Source organism: Phytopseudomonas daroniae (genome assembly GCF_004327285.1).
Taxonomy (GTDB): domain Bacteria; phylum Pseudomonadota; class Gammaproteobacteria; order Pseudomonadales; family Pseudomonadaceae; genus Aquipseudomonas; species Aquipseudomonas daroniae.
Window position 1 is genome coordinate 1 of the sequence record NZ_QJUI01000042.1, and the last position, 15,316, is coordinate 15,316.

Here is a 15,316-nt window from a genome sequence, read left to right on the forward strand (position 1 = left end):
TGAAAAGTCCGGTGGTGACCTTCTGAATCGCACAAAAGAAAACGCCCCGAACGATGTCAGGGCGTTTGCCGGGTGCCAATACCTACATCAGCGGGTTTTCACACGCTCTGTTCTGGCGCCGTTTTTCATTGCCCGCATTTCTTATTGAAGAACCGAGCACCAGGATACCGCACTGGCTCAACGCACCTCGAAGCGCTGCTCAGCCAGCTTGCGGTCGCCCTGAAAAAGCAGGAAATGCCACTCGCCCGGCACCACTTCATAGTTCTCGGAGAACTCGAACGCCATGACATCCTGTGGCGCATCGGGCACCAGCTTCTGCGTCACCACGAACTTGTCGCGGCGCTGACCATCGCTGCCGGTCACGCCCGGTGTGAGGTACAGCAGGGTCAGCGGCTCGGCATCGGCGGTCTTGCCCGTCAGGGTATAGCGCATGCCGAACTTGGTACCCAGCCTGGCAGGCACCACGGTGGTTTGCTCGATCTCTTGGTTGGATCGGGTCAGCACCCGCTCACCAGGCTGGAAATCCTTGTGCTGACTGACGAAAACGCCATATTCGACCGGCCCCTGCACGTGCACTTCAGCCTGAGCCAGACCTGCTGCCAGCAGCAGCGCCGTCATCGTTGCGAATCGGATGTGTTGCATCTCACGCTCCTTCTTTGGAATGGCGCGAGGCTATGACGCAGCGATGACAACCTGATGACAATCGACGCCATCAGCGCGGCGCCGGCAACTCCGCCTGCACGCTCCGCGGCAAGATGGAGAGGAAGTTGTCCCTGGCCACTTTGTGGGCGACGTCTTCGGGCAACTCATCGAGGAAGCGATCGAAACCCTGCATGTACTCGCCCATGCTGTCGAAGCGCCCTACTACGTCGGAGCCGATCATGAAACGCTCCGAGTAGCGGCGAACCAATCCCACCCATTGAGGATCAGGCTTGCCGTTCTCGTCGGTGAGATAGGGCCTGAGCATCGTCCAGGATAGATCGACGTACAGATTGGGATAGCTTTCCAACATGCGTTCGAGGGTATCGAAGAGAAAATCCAGCTTCTCCTGATGGCGGTGGATCTCCATACTCGTACCGGCATGAGCCCAGATGAAGCGCACATGCGGATGATTGCGCAGCGGCTCTTCGATTTCCTGCAGATAGAGGGGATTGCGCTCCCGCTTGGAGGTGATGTTGGAGTGCACCATCACCGGCAGATCGTATTCGGCAGCCAGGTGATAGACCCGCGTCATGGCCTCGTTGTTGGCCCGTGGGGTACTGCCCTCGATCAGCGAAGTAAGATCATCGTGGCGCGTGAAGACCTCGCCAATGCCCTGCCAAAGTCCTGGATCGAGCTCGAGCATGCGGCGGATGTGAGCATCCGAATTCTTGTCGTTGGGGTTGAAGCCGGACAGGAATGGGTGAAAACGATGACGCTGCGCCTCCGGCACCTGCTTGTAGGCATGGGCGATCAATGCGTCGGTGGCGCTGTACCAGTAGGCCGCTGCATCGTCACCCGCATAGTAGCGCGGGCGCTTGGGCTCATTTTCGTGCCATTTCTTGGCGACCGGAATGCCCGAGAACATCACATGATCGACTCCCGCCTCATCCATGCGCTGCAGCAGCGTATCCATGCCGGCGCTTTCCTGGAAGAAGTCGACGTAATGTAGATGGGCATCGCTGTAGCGATACTCGCGCGCTTCCACGAGACCAGCCAGCAGCCCAGCGGACAATAAAAAAACCAGACGAATCAGATGCATGCAGGCGTCCTTCTGACGATGACCAGCATAGACTGCGGCCGCTTCGGGCAAGTTCAGCCAATATCGCGGATCTGCCAAGGCATCGCGAGACTATTTGTTTCATTGCCGACGCATCCGTAACGGCCCGTCTCGGGTATAACCCTTGGCACATTCAGGACGCAGCCCATGACAGGACGACGGCATGTCTGACCCGATGTTCGATTACGAAAGCATCCTGGAAGCCTGCGCCCGCAGTGACGAGCGCGCCTTCCAGGCACTGTACCGTCAGGAAGCCTCGCAGATGCTCGGGTTGGCGATCAGCTTGCTGGGCCAACGCGACCCTGCCGAGGATTGCCTGCACGATGCCTTCGTGCAGATCTGGCGCAACGCCGGGCGCTTCCAGCGCTCGCTGGGCAGCGGCCGAGCGTGGATCTACAGCATCCTGCGCTACCGCGCCTTGAACCAGCTGCGCCAGCGCGGTCGCACCGTGGCATTGGGAGACGACATCGCCGATCACCTGATCGACGACAGCCCTTCGGCCGCTCAACAACATGAACAACAGTCGGACAAACGACATCTGCGCGCCTGCCTGCAGAAGCTCGAGCGCCCACGGCGTCATCCGATTCTACTGGCGTTCTATCGCGGCCTGACCCATGAGCAGATCGCGACACGCCTGACCACCCCGCTGGGCACCATCAAAGGGCGCATTCGTAGCGGTCTGCGCGCACTGCAGGAGTGTTTGCAACGATGATAAGCACCGACCCCGCAGAACGCCGTGCGCTCATCGGCGAGTATGTTCTCGGCCTGCTCGAGCAGGATCAGGCCCGTGAAATCGCCGACTTGATAGAGCGCGACCCCCAGGCCGCCGCCATGGCCCTGGAATGGGAGCAACATTTTCTCGAGCTCAGTGACAGGCTCGATCCCAGTACGCCCTCGCCCGGCCTCTGGCCGCGCCTGCAGCAGACGCTGAACCTGGGGCAACGGGCCAGCAGTTGGCAGGCCTGGTGGTCGAACCTGACCGCCTGGCGCCTGACCAGCGCGGCCCTGGCGATGGCACTGATCATCGCCTTGCTGCCGATGCCGTGGCGCGACGATGCGCCGCCTGCCGCCTATACCGCCGTGCTGCAACCACCAGGCGAAGCGGCAGCGCCGGGCTGGGTGGTACATATCGATGCCAACGGCACCTTGCTGCTGGAGCCACTGCGCCAGGATCAGGTCGCAGCGGATCGCTCCGTGCAGTTCTGGACGCTCGTCGATCCGAAAGATGGCCCACGCTCACTCGGCCTGGTCGAGCCGGGCGAGCGGCTGACCCTGTCCGCCGAGCAGATCGGCGCCGTACGTGCCGGCCAGCTGTTCGAGTTGACCCTGGAGCCGTCCGGCGGCTCGCCACTGAACAGGCCAACGGGTGAAGTGCTGTATATCGGTCGCGCCGTCGTGGCCACGCTCAACTGATCGGATGGAAGCCGGGATTCGGCAGGTGTAAACAGATATGTCTGCCGACATCTGCCACGTCATCTCGTGGGTATCGATAACAGGTGCTTCATCACGGCGCCTGGATGCGAGCGCGAAGAGACCTTCGCGCCTTACCCATAGAGAGGACGCTCATGAACATTTCCAAGAAAATGCTCGGTATCGCCATCACCACCGCTGCCCTGGGTTGTGCCACCGCCAACGCCGACGATCTGCTGGCTCTGAGTGCGAACGGCAAGCTGCTGCACATCGACACCAAAAGCCTTACGGTCGCTTCCGACGTGCAACTCAGCGGCGTATCCAGCCTGCGCGGCATCGATGTACGCCCGGCCAGCGGCGCACTCTATGGCCTGGACGACGATGGTCAGCTGTACACCCTCGACGCCAAGAGCGGCGCAGCCAGCAAGGTCGCCAAACTGAGCCAGGCGCTGCCGGGCAAAGGCCAGGCGGTGGTCGACTTCAATCCGGTCGCCGATCGTCTGCGCCTGCTGGCTGCCGACGGCACCAGCCTGCGGGTCAATGTCGACAGCGGTGAAGTCGTGGTAGACGGCAAGGTCGCCTACGCCAAAGACGGCCCGTATGCAGGCAAGACAGCCAAGGTCGTAGCTGGCGCTTACACCAATGCCTACGCTGGTACCGAGAAAACCGCGCTGTACACGGTGGATCTGGCCAGCGGCAACCTGATGTTGCAGAACCCGCCAAATGACGGCATCCAGCAGGTAGTCGGCAAGATCGCCGACGGCCTGAAAACCGCGGCTCTGGATATCAAGAGCGACGGCAAGGGCGCTAATACGGCTTACCTGCTGACCGGCACCACCCTGCACCAGGTCAACCTGGAAACGGGCAAGGCCAGCGCACTGGGTGAGATCAAGGATCTGCCTGGCGACATCATCGACATCGCCGTCCTGCCGGCCAGATAAGCTTTCACAGGGGAAGGCCGCCCGGCCTTCCCCTGCCTCGGCTCACGTTACTCGAACACCTCATCGAGCAGATTGTTCATTGCCTTGAAGGCCCGCGCCGCGACCAGAGGATGGTACTGGTTGCTGCCCGGCGCATCGGCCAGCGGGTTGGTGAACGAATGCACCGCACCACCGTAGCTGACCAGTTGCCAGTCGGCCTTGGTTGCCTTCATCTCCGCGACAAAACCATCGACCTGCGCCTGCGGTACTGCCGGATCATCCGCGCCGTGCAGCACCAGCACCGGCGCCTTGATGTTATTGGCGTCAGCCGGGTTGGGTGTATCCAGGTTGCCGTGGAAGGACACGAAGGCCTTCAGCGGCGCGCCCGAACGGGCCAGCTCCAGAACGGTTCCGCCGCCGAAGCAGAAACCGATCGCGCCTAGCCTGGAAGTATCCAGGGCGACCTGAGTGGTTTGCGCCTTGAGCACCTCGACGGCCGCCTGAGCGCGCTTGCGCATCAGTGCGCGGTCACCACGCACGGCGATGGCGGCTTCCTTGGCTTCGTCCGCATTGCTGGGGCGAATGTTCTTGCCGTACATATCGGCCATGAACACCACGTATTTATCCCCGGCCGCACGGGCAGCTTTCTGAGCGGACGCATCGTTGACGCCCATCCAGTTGGGCACCATCAGCAAGCCGGGACGCGGGTCGGTAACGGCATCGTCATAGATCAGCAGGCCTTCGAACGGCTCACCATCGATTTCGTAGGGAACGTTCTTGACCACCACCCCCGCTTCGGCCAGCCCCGCCAGTCCCAGCAACGCTACCGACAACAGTGATTTCTTCATTGTTTGACTCCCATCGTGCATGTGCCCATTCGATACAGCCGAAGCTGCGCCAGAGCCACAAGGAAGCACATTTGCGGCGCCAGGGAAACCCATGGCACCGCTGCCGGGAGTCGAATCAGGCGGCGGCGAACAGAACGTCGATCTGTTCCTGGGCACCGCGCAGCGCATTGGCTTTCGGCTCTTCACCATAAGCCAGGCCTTCGGCACGCACCACCTGGATATCGGTGATACCGAGAAAGCGCAGCACGAAGATCAGGTAATCCTCGTGGGCCTGGCCGCTGGCTTGCCCGGCATGCAGACCACCAGCGGTCGACGCGATGATCACCTTCTTGCCACCGGCCAGGCCCTTGGGGCCGTTTTCATCGTAGGCGAAAGTCTTACCGGCAACCGAGATACGGTCGATCCAGGCCTTGAGCTGGCTCGGGATGGAAAAGTTGTACATCGGCGCGCCAATCACGATTGCGTCAGCGGCGAGAAACTCATCCAGTGTGGCTTCGGCCAGCGCCACTTCATGAGCCTGGGCGGCATCACGCAGCTCGGCGGGCGTACCACCGGCAACCAGGCTGGCAGCCGAAAAGTGGCTCAGGGCATCGCTGGCCAGGTCGCGGTAAGTGACCTGGATATCGGCTTGCCCGCTCTTCCAGGCATCGACCACTGCAGCGCTGAGCTGACGGGAAGCGGAAGCATTGCCGAGAATGCTGGAATCGAGATGCAGAAGTTTCATGATGGCTCCTTGAGCAATTAGGCTCGTCAGTAGGTATTCGATGGATTAATCCTACAGGTGTAACCAATCCCTGATTAGTCGGCAAAAATGCGATGATGCGTTCTACTGATGGAACAAACGAACTTTCTCGGCTGACCAGGAGCCTGTGATGCAGGATCTCAACGACCTGATGTACTTCGCCAAAGTAGTCGAGCACGGCGGGTTCAGCGCTGCCGGCCAGCAACTGGGCATTCCCAAATCGCGCCTGTCGCGGCGAGTGGCCGAGCTCGAGGCACGGCTTGGTGTGCGCTTGTTGCAACGCACCACGCGCAAGCTGGCGCTGACCGAAACGGGGGAGCGCTTTCTGCGTCACTGCCAGGCGATGCTGCTCGAAGCCGAACAGGCACAGGAAGCGGTGGCCTCGCTCAGCAGCGAACCGCGCGGAAGGATTCGTGTGTCTTGCCCTATCGAGCTGGCGCGCGCCGGCCTGCATCAGGTAGTCAGTACCTTTTTGTTGAAGTACCCCCTGGTTCAACTGGACGTGGTGCTGACCAATCGCCGCGTGGATCTGCTCCAGGAAGGCATAGACGTCGCCCTGCGGGTACGCGACCAGGGCGATGAGGATCCTTCGTTGATCGCCCGCCAACTGGCACCAGCAACCGCCTACCTGGTGGCCTCGCCCGCCTTGCTGCAAGGGTTGGACATCACCACTCCGGAAGACCTGCAACAACTGCCAGCGCTTGGCGCCGCGGGCAGCGACCGGCGCATTCACCATCTGATAAAGAATGTGGCCGGCGTTCGTCGAGAGGTGACTTTCGAAGCGCGTCTGAGCATCGAAGATTTCGACATACGCCGAGAGGCGGCACTGCAAGGGCTAGGCTTCACCATGCTGCCGCATACCAAATGCCTGGCCGACCTGCAGACCGGCCGCCTGGTTCGCCTGCTGCCGGACTGGGAACTGCCAGGCGGCCACCTGCAGGCCGTCTATCCTCATCGTCGCGGCATGTTGCCGGCCGTGAGGGCCTGGCTCGACCACATGATTCAAGCCAACGCCAATGGATGGCTGATGCCTGGATCGGACGCAGGCCTTCCCTCGTCCGATCCGCCTGGCAACGATCAACAACCCTTCTCTATCAAACAGGATGCCCGATGACCGCTAGCAAGCCCCCTATTCCCGGCCAGACCGCCCGAATTCTTGCAGTGGTTTTCTTCACCTTCATCGGCTTCCTGTGTGTTGGTCTGCCTCTTGCGGTACTGCCTGGCTTCGTGCTCAACGACCTGGGCTACGGCTCGGTGATGGCTGGCCTGGTGATCAGCCTGCAGTACCTTGTCACGCTGGTTTCGCGGCCCATCACCGGCGTGCTGATCGATCGCATCGGGCCCAAGCGCGCGGTGGTTTACGGCTTGGCCGGTGCCGTGGGCAGCGGCGTACTGACCCTCGCGGCGACCAGCCTGCATGACCTGTCCAGCGAGGTTGGCCTGAGCCTGCTGCTGGTCGGACGGGTAGCACTGGGCATTTCCCAAGCGCTGATCGGTACGGGCTCGATCACCTGGGGCATCGGCCGGGTCGGGGCAGAGAATACCGCCCGGGTGATTTCCTGGAACGGCATCGCGTCCTATGGCGCCATCGCCATCGGTGCACCGCTCGGTGTGCTGATGGCTTCCTCCCTCGGCCTCTGGAGCATCGGCTGCGCGATCACCCTGCTCAGCCTCGGTGCCCTTTGGGTAGCACGCGACAAACCCGCCATTCCGATCATCCAGGGCAAGCGCCTGCCGTTTCACAACGTATTCCTGGCCATTGCCCCCAATGGGGTGGCGCTCGCTCTGGGCTCCATCGGTTTCGGTACCCTGGCGACCTTCGTCACCCTGTATTACGCCAGCCTCGGCTGGGAGCACGCGGCTTACTGCCTGAGCGCCTTTGGCGTGGCATTCATCGCCGCGCGCCTGCTGTTCGCCGGTGCCATCGAACGGCGTGGCGGCTACCGGGTCGCCACCATCTGCCTGGCAATCGAGAGCCTCGGGCTGCTATTGCTCTGGCTCGCCCCCATTCCCGCGCTGGCACTTTGTGGCGCAGCGCTGACTGGTTTCGGCCTGTCGCTGGTTTACCCGGCGCTGGGCGTTGAGGCCATCGGCAACATCCCCGCCGCCAGCCGCAGCTCGGCGCTGGGCGCCTACGCGCTGTTCTTCGATCTGGCGCTCGGCATCGCCGGGCCGCTGATGGGCCTGATCGCCAGTGCCTATGACTACGGTGCAGTGTTCCTCGCCTCCGGCCTGCTGTCGCTGCTCGGCCTTGGCCTGAGCCTCCTGCTGCTACGCCGTGCCGAACGGCCGAAAGAGGTACAGCCATGACTCGGGAAGAGCTCGTTGCCTTCTGCCTGCAACTGCCGGGGACTCGCGTCGATTACAAGTGGGGTAGCAACCAGGTGTTTTCCGTGGCGCACAACAAGATGTTCGCCATCGTCGACTTTCTCGGTGACAACCTGGCCTTCAAGGTGGATGACGCGTTGTTTCTCGGCTACACGGATCGCCCGGGCATCCGCCCAGCGCCTTACCTGGCCCGCGCCCACTGGATCAGCATGAATGGCAGCCAGCCGCCCATGAGCGATGAAGAGCTGCGCGATCTGCTGACCCGCTCGCACCAACTGGTGGTGCGGCGATTGTCCAAGAAGCAGCAGGTTGGCCTGCTGCTCGATCTATAGCAGAGCCATGCCCAGGCCACGCAGCCAGCCGCCGGTGTAAACCCCGCTCAGCAGCAGTTGATCAACCCAGAACAGCTGGTGCGACGCGACGATGATCCAGAACAGCAGTTGATAGGAGACCTTGCGCGTCTTGTGGCGAAACGCTTGCTGCGCCAACAAGGCACCGGGCCAGCCGCCTGCCAGTTCGAACAGGTGCAAGGTGTTTTCCGAAATACGCTGGCGGTTCTGCTGGGCACTGCTCTTGTCGCTCCAGTAGAGAATGAAGCACAGGACGCTGGCCAGCGGGTAAAGCAGCAACGGCCAGATGTTCTGCCCCTCTGCCAGCCAGCGCAGGGCGCCGAACACCGGCAGGCTGCACAGGGCAGCGAAAACCATCAGCTTGGCGGCTGGATTGCGCAACCCACCTGATGCCTGGCGGGCATTACGGGCACGCGACCTGGCTGCCGGCTGAGTTTTACCGATAGACGCCGCAGCTCGCGGTTTAACGCGAACCTGCGGCTGGTCGATGACCAGTTCACCCGCCAGCCGCAGGTGCTCGGCGCGCAAGCGCCCGCGCTCGTCGCGCCCAGCAACGAACAACACCTGATCACCGCTGCTGGGCCGGCGATCACCACGCATCGCCGAGATATGAGCGAACACCTCGGTTCCCCCTGCGGCAGGCTGAATGAAACCGAAGCCCTTGTCGTCGTTCCAGCTCTTTATCCGGCCGGCCTGTTCCTTCGTCTGCATACTCTTCCCTGCCTGGCGAGGCGATCAGCCTTCTGCCGTACTCCAGTCGATCAAGCCGAATTGCCAGGTCACCAGGATCACCAGACCAAAGGCGATCCGATACCAGGCGAATACCGCGTAGCTGTGGTTGGCGATGAATACCAGCAGCGCGCGTACCGTCAACATGGCGACGATAAAGGTGGTGACGAAACCGATGGCAAACAATGGCAGATCGCTCCACTGCAAGATTTCGCGGTACTTATAGAGCGAGTAGACCGTGGCCGCGATCATCGTCGGCATCGCCAGAAAGAACGAGAATTCGGTGGCTGCCTTGCGCGACAGACCGAACAGCAGACCACCGATGATGGTCGAGCCGGAACGCGAGGTACCCGGGATCAGCGCCAGGCATTGGGCGAAGCCGACCTTGAGGGCCAGCTTCCAGTCCATGTCATCGACCGACTCGGCCACGATGCGGTGCTGGCGTTTCTCGGCCCAGATCATCACCATGCCACCGACGATCAACGCCGCACTGACCGTGATCGGGTTGAACAGCCAGTGCTCGATGATATCCGCGAACAGCAGCCCGAGAATCACCGCTGGAATGAAGGCGACCAGCACGTTGACCGTGAAGCGCCGCGCCATTGGGTCACTGCCGAGGCCGGTCACGACCGAAGTGATGCGCTGACGGAACTCCCACATCACCGCGAGAATGGCGCCCAACTGGATGATGATCTTGAATGCCGTGGCGCGCTCGCCGTTGAATGACAACAGATCGCCGACCACGATCAGGTGACCGGTGCTGGAAATGGGCAGAAATTCGGTGAGGCCTTCAACGATACCCAGGATCAGCGCCTGAAACGCGAGCCAACTGTCCATCAGAACTCCTACGGATACGCCAGACAGGCTGGCTGGAAAGGGGATGATTCTCGGACTGAAGCGGCTGGTGGAGGTTCCAGCATGGCCGAAAAAAGCGGCAGTTATAAAGCAGTTGTTTTCAATTTCAAACCGCTATCAATGCAATCCTGAGAATTGCCGCCGCAACGTGCCTCCCTGCGGCGAGACGACCGTAATAACAAGGGATAGAATGCGCCTCCCAATACAACCACTCACCCAGGGGTTCCATGTCACCGCTCGAAGCCTGCGCCTCGCTGCTCGGCCTGATCGCCGTCTGGCTGACCGTGCGCCAGAACCCCTGGTGCTGGCCCATTGGCCTGGTTATGGTGGTGCTCTACGCCTGGGTGTTTTTTCAGGCCAAGCTGTATTCCAACATGCTGCTGCAGTTCGTCTATGCCGCTCTGCAGCTTTACGGTTGGTGGCACTGGACGCGAGGCGATCGGCCCGATGAACGACTCCATGTATCGCGCCTGAACACTCGCCAGACCGGCTTTGGCCTGGCCCTGGGTCTGCTGGGTTCCATCGTACTGGGTATGTTGATGGTGGTTTACACCGACGCCAGCGCACCCTGGCAGGATGCAACGCTCTGTGCCTTCAGCCTGGTGGCGCAGTTGTGGATGGCCAAGAAGCGCCTGCAGTGCTGGGCACTGTGGATCGTCCTCGATCTGCTGTTCGTTGCACTGTTCATCGATCAGGCGCTATACCTCACCGCTGCCCTGTACGGTCTCTTCACCCTGCTGGCCTGCCACGGCTGGCTGACCTGGCGGCGTGAACTAGTTGCGCGCCCGTCATGAAAGTACTGGTACTGACGGGCCCGGAGTCCAGTGGCAAAAGCTGGCTGGCCAATGAGCTGCAGCAGCGTTTCGGTGGTATCGTGGTTGGTGAATACGTCCGCCATTTCATCGACAGCCAGCAACGCGATACCTGTTATGCCGATATATCCACTATCGCCAGGGGCCAGCTCGCCTGGGAAGACGCTGCGAGAGAGACGCGACCTCACCTGCTGATCCTCGATACTCATCTGCTGAGCAATATTCTCTGGAGCCGCGAGCTGTTTGGCGACTGCCCGGACTGGATGGAGCCGGCACTGCTCGAGCGTGAATATCACCTGCACCTGTTGCTCGACCCGCGCGGCGTCGAATGGGTCAGCGATGGTCAACGTTGCCAGCCGGATCTCGCACAGCGACTGGCCTTTCACCACGCCTGCGCTAAATGGCTCGACGAGCATGAACGGCCCGTTGTGGAAATTGCCGGTACCTGGAGCGAGCGCCAGGCCGAGGCAATAAAGCGGATCGAAGCCTGGTTGTCCGCTGCCGAATAAAAAATTTCCGGGAGAAATTTTTAACGTCGCTTGCGACGGCCCGCAGGGTGGCCGCCAGGGATGGCAGTCCATAAAAATCCATACAAAATGCACGTCATGCAGGCCTGGCACCTTGCCATTAGGCGACGGCATGGGCATAAAGGTGCACGACTAGAAGAACGCAGCAAGGACGTAACCGATGCGCCTGATTCGCCGTACCGTGCAGATCATTCTTCTGCTATTGCTCTGCGCACTGCTGATTGCCGTTTACTTCATCGCCAACCCCAACCTTCCCGACTACAAACCGGCCGAAAAGCTGCATTACCTCGGGCAGTGGAGCGATCAGGAACGTCAGTTCTATTACTACACACCTCAGGGTACGCGGGTAAAAGGCCTGCAGTACGCATGGTTCTCGGCCCTGGAGCTGCCGTTCGGCAAAGCCAAGTTCGCCGATCCCGACTACCTGGCGCGCTTCGGTTTTCTTACCGAACCCGGCCAAAAAGCCACAGCGCTCAATCCTGGTAATTTGCCGGTCGGGTTCGCGCGGCACGAAGACGATGAAAGCGGCGTCCAGTATCTGGACATCACCTGCTCCGCTTGCCACACCGGCGAACTGCGCTACAAAGGTCAGGCCGTGCGTATCGATGGTGGCGCGGCACTGCATTCACTGGCCTCGACAGTACCGACGGTGAAGGGTGGCAGCTTCGGCCAGTCGCTCGGCATGAGTATGGCGTTTACCTACTACAACCCGCTGAAATTCCGTCGCTTCGCCCGAGAAGTATTGGGTGAGCGCTATGATCGCGATTACGACAACCTGCGGCTGGAATTCAAGACTGTGCTCGATCAATTGCTGAGCACGGCTTACAACGACTGGCACCGTGGTCTTTATCCGACCGAAGAAGGTTTCGGCCGAACCGATGCCTTTGGCCGCATTGCCAATTCCGTATTTGGCGACAATATCGATGCCGCCAATTACCGAATTGCCGATGCGCCGGTCAGCTATCCACATCTCTGGGACATCTGGAAGTTCGACTGGGTGCAGTGGAACGGATCGGCCATGCAACCGATGGCGCGCAATGTTGGTGAGGCCCTCGGCGTCGGCGCTACACTGCATCTGTTTGACGACAACGGACAGGCCGTCGCCGAGAACCAGCGATATGCCTCCAGCGTCAGAATCGCCGATCTCTATGCCCTGGAAGAAACGCTCAAGCGCCTGCAGCCTCCAGCGTGGCCAGAAAAGATCTTCGGCAAGGTGGACATCGCCCTCGCCAGCCAGGGACGTGCCCTGTTCAAGGAAAACTGCGCCCATTGTCACGCACCACAAGTAACGCCAGCGGACAAGCGCATGGCCCCAGATCGTGACCCCGAATGGAACATGCGGGTCATCCCTACTTCGCTCGTCGGTACCGACTCCAGTACCGCCGACAATATCGCCGACCATCGTTTCGACATCAGCAAGCTGGGCTGGAAGAAGGCCGACCTGGCAAATCTGGACGTACGGTTGTTCAGCGCGAGCCTCGATAACGTCGATTTACGCGCCATCTCCAGCGCCGAAGCACTGGCCTACATCACCGCCTATGTCGAAGAGCGGGCGTACCGCGACAATGGCGTTTCGCCAGAGCAACGTAAACGCATGGACGGCTACGGGCTGCCCATCGGCGTGCAGGAGCTCCGCGGCTACAAGCCTCGACCACTGGACAGTATCTGGGCGACGCCGCCGTTCCTGCACAACGGCTCGGTACCCACGCTCTTTCATCTGCTGTCACCGGTCTCGGAGCGCCCAGGCAGCTTCTGGGTCGGCAACTTCGAATTCGACCCCAAACACGTTGGCTTCGTCAGCGACAAATTCCCCGGTGGGTTCCTTCTCGATACAAGCATCAAAGGCAACGGCAATCGCGGCCATGAATTTCGCGATGGCTGCCGCAACAACGGCGTCATCGGGCGGGCCTTGCAACCGGAGGAGCGCTGGGCGTTGGTCGAGTACCTGAAAGTACTGGGCAATCCTCGGCTGGAAAGCCAATTGAGCGAAGTGCAGAGCAAACCCTGGAGTCCCGGGCAGTTCTGCCAGGGCAGCGTGACGGTAAACAACAAGGAGTCCAACGATGCTTAAACGATTCTGGCTCTGGCTTGGCCGGCTTTTCGCCAAAGTACTCGTCGTACTGCTGATCGTCGGCCTTGGTGGTTGGGGCATAGGCACTGCTTACTACAGCTGGAAGTTTTCCGGCCCGGTTTCCAGTGAAGAACAGATTCCTGCCAACGAAGCGGCCTACACCGAGGGCATCATCGAAGATGCAATCCGCGTAGTCGAACAGCATCGTGACAATACCCGCGTATTGCGCGACGCCCACGCCAAGGCTCACGGTTGCGTGAAAGCCGAAGTAACAGTGAGAACGGAGCTCGACGAAACGCTACGCCATGGCGTGCTCAGCGAGCCAGGCAAAACCTGGCAGGCCTGGATGCGCCTGTCCAACGGAAACGCCTACCCACAGTTCGATCGCGCTCGCGACGCCAGGGGTATGGCGATCAAACTTCTCGACGTTCCAGGCAACAAGCTGCTGGTCAATCCGCGCCACACCGATGAGCAGGATTTCGTGATGTTCAACCATCCGGCATTCTTCGTACGCGACGTCGCCGAATACCAAAGCAACTTCGCCGCCCAGGCGGATGGCAAGAAAGCACTGGCCTTCTTCCCCAGCTGGGATCCCCGCACCTGGGAGATCCGCCACCTCATCATCGCCTTGAAAACGCTTTCGCCAGCGCCCAGCAGTCCGGTCGAAACGACCTATAACTCGATCGCGCCTTTCAAGCTGGGGCCACACAACATCAAGTACCGGGTCATCCCCACGCCCGGCAGCTGTCCTGCCTACGCAATCCCCAAACCCAATACCGACTTGCCAAACTTCCTGCGTAGCGCGCTTTACCAGCAATTGTCGCTGGATCGGATGCCGGCATGCTTCGCATTGCAGGTACAACGGCAGAACCCGAGTTATTACATGCCCATAGAAGATCCCAGCGTGGAATGGGACGAGCGGATTTCACCCTTCGAAACCGTGGCTGACATCCGCCTACCCGCCCAGGACTTCGATAGCTCGGAGCAGAATCTGTTTTGCGACAACCTGTCATTCAATCCCTGGCATGCATTACCGGAGCACCGCCCCATCGGCGGAATCAATCGACTGCGCAAGGCGGTGTACGAAGCCGTGAGCGTCTATCGTCATGACCGCAACGCTGCCCTGGCTCAGTGAAAGTCCTATAGCGCGCTGCAGGCTGCTAGAATCGCGGCCTGTTCGCTATGTAGACAAAGAGACTGGCCTTGGAACTGTTCAAAGAATTCATATTCGAAGCGGCGCACCACCTGCCACACGTCCCCGAGGGTCACAAGTGCGGGCGTCTGCACGGGCACTCGTTTCGTATCGCGGTCTATATCGAAGGTGAGGTCGATCCGCACACCGGATGGATCCGAGATTTCGCTGAGCTCAAAGCGATCTTCAAGCCGATCTACGAACAGCTCGACCATAACTATCTGAATGACATTCCTGGCCTGGAAAACCCGACCAGCGAAGTGATCGCCAAGTGGGTTTGGCAACAGCTCAAACCACTACTACCGGAATTGTCGCGCATCCGTATTCACGAGACCTGCAGCAGCGGCTGTGAATATCGCGGCGACTGAGCTTAAGAACACTCAGTACCACCATCCTTCAGCCCGCCTTGTGCGGGCTTTTCATTGCCTGCGCAAAGGCATCCGTAGGGTGGAAGACGCTTCATCCTTCCACCAAAAGCTCACCACCACGACCTGACCTGTTCAGAGCCTCCGTAGCCTGAAACACCGGGCTACGTTTGTTGCGTGTCAGGTCGGACGGGCCTTTGTAGGAGCTGCGGGGGCGCCTAGCCTTGCCGGCGATGCTCTTGAACCACTGCTCGTCGGCAAGGCCCAGGCGCTCCCCTGAACTGCGGCCTTTTTCCCGCGCCATAAAGACGAAACCCCAGACCTCTGTCGAGATCTGGGGTTTCTAGTAGAAGCTTGACGATGACCTACTCTCACATGGGGAGACCCCACACTACCATCGGCGATGCA

Annotated in this window: 17 protein-coding genes; 11 read left to right on the forward strand and 6 right to left on the reverse strand. The window is 60.6% G+C overall.

Going from position 1 to position 15,316, the window contains the following annotated elements; all coding sequences use genetic code 11:
- Positions 1-177: 177 nt before the first annotated feature.
- Both DNK06_RS24635 and DNK06_RS24640 read right to left on the reverse strand, forming a co-directional pair.
- Positions 178-642 carry a DUF3859 domain-containing protein gene (locus tag DNK06_RS24635; protein WP_131182600.1) on the reverse strand — a complete coding sequence of 155 codons (465 nt, stop codon included), beginning with the start codon at positions 640-642 and terminating at the stop codon, positions 178-180.
- Between the two features lie 70 nt (positions 643-712).
- Entirely contained in the window at positions 713-1,741 is a 1,029-nt protein-coding gene (locus DNK06_RS24640) for an amidohydrolase family protein (protein WP_131182601.1), read from the reverse strand.
- Positions 1,742-1,922: 181 nt separating this feature from the next.
- Between DNK06_RS24640 and DNK06_RS24645 the strand changes: the two genes are divergently transcribed.
- The 3 genes from DNK06_RS24645 to DNK06_RS24655 all read left to right on the forward strand — a co-directional run bounded on the left by DNK06_RS24645 (position 1,923) and on the right by DNK06_RS24655 (position 4,110).
- Positions 1,923-2,471 (forward strand): sigma-70 family RNA polymerase sigma factor, encoded by a 549-nt coding sequence (locus tag DNK06_RS24645; protein WP_131182602.1) that lies wholly within the window; start codon positions 1,923-1,925, stop codon positions 2,469-2,471.
- Positions 2,468-3,172 carry an anti-sigma factor gene (locus DNK06_RS24650; RefSeq protein WP_131182603.1) on the forward strand — a complete coding sequence of 235 codons (705 nt, stop codon included), beginning with the start codon at positions 2,468-2,470 and terminating at the stop codon, positions 3,170-3,172. Before DNK06_RS24645 ends, DNK06_RS24650 begins: the two co-directional genes overlap by 4 nt.
- A gap of 152 nt (positions 3,173-3,324) precedes the next feature.
- On the forward strand, positions 3,325-4,110 hold the full coding sequence (locus tag DNK06_RS24655) for a DUF4394 domain-containing protein (RefSeq protein ID WP_131182604.1): 786 nt from the start codon (positions 3,325-3,327) through the stop codon (positions 4,108-4,110).
- Between the two features lie 47 nt (positions 4,111-4,157).
- Here the strand turns inward: DNK06_RS24655 and DNK06_RS24660 are convergent, their stop codons facing one another.
- On the reverse strand, positions 4,158-4,937 hold the full coding sequence (locus DNK06_RS24660; protein ID WP_131182605.1) for a dienelactone hydrolase family protein: 780 nt from the start codon (positions 4,935-4,937) through the stop codon (positions 4,158-4,160).
- 115 nt (positions 4,938-5,052) lie between these two features.
- On the reverse strand, positions 5,053-5,661 hold the full coding sequence (locus DNK06_RS24665; RefSeq protein ID WP_131182606.1) for an FMN-dependent NADH-azoreductase: 609 nt from the start codon (positions 5,659-5,661) through the stop codon (positions 5,053-5,055).
- 148 nt (positions 5,662-5,809) lie between these two features.
- Between DNK06_RS24665 and DNK06_RS24670 the strand changes: the two genes are divergently transcribed.
- Genes DNK06_RS24670 through DNK06_RS24680 form a run of 3 tightly spaced genes read left to right on the forward strand, consistent with a single transcriptional unit; the run spans position 5,810 to position 8,339 of the window.
- Complete coding sequence (locus tag DNK06_RS24670) at positions 5,810-6,793, forward strand: LysR substrate-binding domain-containing protein (RefSeq protein ID WP_131182607.1); 984 nt, start codon at positions 5,810-5,812, stop codon at positions 6,791-6,793.
- Positions 6,790-7,989 carry an MFS transporter gene (locus tag DNK06_RS24675; protein WP_131182608.1) on the forward strand — a complete coding sequence of 400 codons (1,200 nt, stop codon included), beginning with the start codon at positions 6,790-6,792 and terminating at the stop codon, positions 7,987-7,989. Before DNK06_RS24670 ends, DNK06_RS24675 begins: the two co-directional genes overlap by 4 nt.
- Positions 7,986-8,339 (forward strand): MmcQ/YjbR family DNA-binding protein, encoded by a 354-nt coding sequence (locus tag DNK06_RS24680; RefSeq protein WP_131182609.1) that lies wholly within the window; start codon positions 7,986-7,988, stop codon positions 8,337-8,339. The genes DNK06_RS24675 and DNK06_RS24680 overlap by 4 nt, the downstream gene beginning before the upstream one ends.
- On the opposite strand, the gene DNK06_RS24685 is transcribed toward DNK06_RS24680, so the two are convergent.
- Together DNK06_RS24685 and DNK06_RS24690 are read right to left on the reverse strand one after the other, a co-directional pair.
- The gene (locus DNK06_RS24685) at positions 8,334-9,068 is read right to left on the reverse strand and encodes a DUF1294 domain-containing protein (RefSeq protein WP_131182610.1); all 735 of its coding nucleotides are present in this window, start codon (positions 9,066-9,068) and stop codon (positions 8,334-8,336) included. The two genes, DNK06_RS24680 and DNK06_RS24685, sit on opposite strands and share 6 nt — an antisense overlap.
- Positions 9,069-9,092: 24 nt before the next feature.
- Positions 9,093-9,923, reverse strand: coding sequence for an undecaprenyl-diphosphate phosphatase (locus DNK06_RS24690; RefSeq protein ID WP_131182611.1), 831 nt, complete (start codon positions 9,921-9,923; stop codon positions 9,093-9,095).
- A gap of 245 nt (positions 9,924-10,168) precedes the next feature.
- Between DNK06_RS24690 and pnuC the strand changes: the two genes are divergently transcribed.
- The 5 genes from pnuC to queD all read left to right on the forward strand — a co-directional run bounded on the left by pnuC (position 10,169) and on the right by queD (position 14,911).
- Positions 10,169-10,735, forward strand: a complete 567-nt coding sequence (gene pnuC / locus DNK06_RS24695) for a nicotinamide riboside transporter PnuC (protein WP_131182612.1) — start codon at positions 10,169-10,171, stop codon at positions 10,733-10,735.
- Positions 10,732-11,262, forward strand: a complete 531-nt coding sequence (locus DNK06_RS24700; RefSeq protein WP_131182613.1) for an AAA family ATPase — start codon at positions 10,732-10,734, stop codon at positions 11,260-11,262. The genes pnuC and DNK06_RS24700 overlap by 4 nt, the downstream gene beginning before the upstream one ends.
- Positions 11,263-11,440: 178 nt before the next feature.
- Positions 11,441-13,351 carry a di-heme-cytochrome C peroxidase gene (locus tag DNK06_RS24705; protein WP_131182614.1) on the forward strand — a complete coding sequence of 637 codons (1,911 nt, stop codon included), beginning with the start codon at positions 11,441-11,443 and terminating at the stop codon, positions 13,349-13,351.
- Positions 13,344-14,486, forward strand: a complete 1,143-nt coding sequence (locus DNK06_RS24710) for a catalase family protein (protein WP_131182615.1) — start codon at positions 13,344-13,346, stop codon at positions 14,484-14,486. Before DNK06_RS24705 ends, DNK06_RS24710 begins: the two co-directional genes overlap by 8 nt.
- Before the next feature lie 68 nt (positions 14,487-14,554).
- Complete coding sequence (gene queD / locus DNK06_RS24715; protein ID WP_131182616.1) at positions 14,555-14,911, forward strand: 6-carboxytetrahydropterin synthase QueD; 357 nt, start codon at positions 14,555-14,557, stop codon at positions 14,909-14,911.
- The last annotated feature ends 405 nt before the right edge of the window (positions 14,912-15,316 follow it).

What these genes read in the sequence shown, in the direction of transcription:
- DNK06_RS24710 (WP_131182615.1), top strand. Translation starts at nt 13,344, where the DNA reads ATGCTTAAACGATTCTGGCTCTGGCTTGGCCGGCTTTTCGCCAAAGTA.
- pnuC (WP_131182612.1), top strand. Translation starts at nt 10,169, where the DNA reads ATGTCACCGCTCGAAGCCTGCGCCTCGCTGCTCGGCCTGATCGCCGTC.
- DNK06_RS24655 (WP_131182604.1), top strand. Translation starts at nt 3,325, where the DNA reads ATGAACATTTCCAAGAAAATGCTCGGTATCGCCATCACCACCGCTGCC.
- DNK06_RS24705 (WP_131182614.1), top strand. Translation starts at nt 11,441, where the DNA reads ATGCGCCTGATTCGCCGTACCGTGCAGATCATTCTTCTGCTATTGCTC.
- DNK06_RS24690 (WP_131182611.1), bottom strand. Translation starts at nt 9,923, where the DNA reads ATGGACAGTTGGCTCGCGTTTCAGGCGCTGATCCTGGGTATCGTTGAA.
- DNK06_RS24700 (WP_131182613.1), top strand. Translation starts at nt 10,732, where the DNA reads ATGAAAGTACTGGTACTGACGGGCCCGGAGTCCAGTGGCAAAAGCTGG.
- DNK06_RS24675 (WP_131182608.1), top strand. Translation starts at nt 6,790, where the DNA reads ATGACCGCTAGCAAGCCCCCTATTCCCGGCCAGACCGCCCGAATTCTT.
- DNK06_RS24635 (WP_131182600.1), bottom strand. Translation starts at nt 642, where the DNA reads ATGCAACACATCCGATTCGCAACGATGACGGCGCTGCTGCTGGCAGCA.
- DNK06_RS24670 (WP_131182607.1), top strand. Translation starts at nt 5,810, where the DNA reads ATGCAGGATCTCAACGACCTGATGTACTTCGCCAAAGTAGTCGAGCAC.
- DNK06_RS24640 (WP_131182601.1), bottom strand. Translation starts at nt 1,741, where the DNA reads ATGCATCTGATTCGTCTGGTTTTTTTATTGTCCGCTGGGCTGCTGGCT.
- DNK06_RS24685 (WP_131182610.1), bottom strand. Translation starts at nt 9,068, where the DNA reads ATGCAGACGAAGGAACAGGCCGGCCGGATAAAGAGCTGGAACGACGAC.
- DNK06_RS24645 (WP_131182602.1), top strand. Translation starts at nt 1,923, where the DNA reads ATGTCTGACCCGATGTTCGATTACGAAAGCATCCTGGAAGCCTGCGCC.
- DNK06_RS24680 (WP_131182609.1), top strand. Translation starts at nt 7,986, where the DNA reads ATGACTCGGGAAGAGCTCGTTGCCTTCTGCCTGCAACTGCCGGGGACT.
- DNK06_RS24660 (WP_131182605.1), bottom strand. Translation starts at nt 4,937, where the DNA reads ATGAAGAAATCACTGTTGTCGGTAGCGTTGCTGGGACTGGCGGGGCTG.
- DNK06_RS24665 (WP_131182606.1), bottom strand. Translation starts at nt 5,661, where the DNA reads ATGAAACTTCTGCATCTCGATTCCAGCATTCTCGGCAATGCTTCCGCT.
- DNK06_RS24650 (WP_131182603.1), top strand. Translation starts at nt 2,468, where the DNA reads ATGATAAGCACCGACCCCGCAGAACGCCGTGCGCTCATCGGCGAGTAT.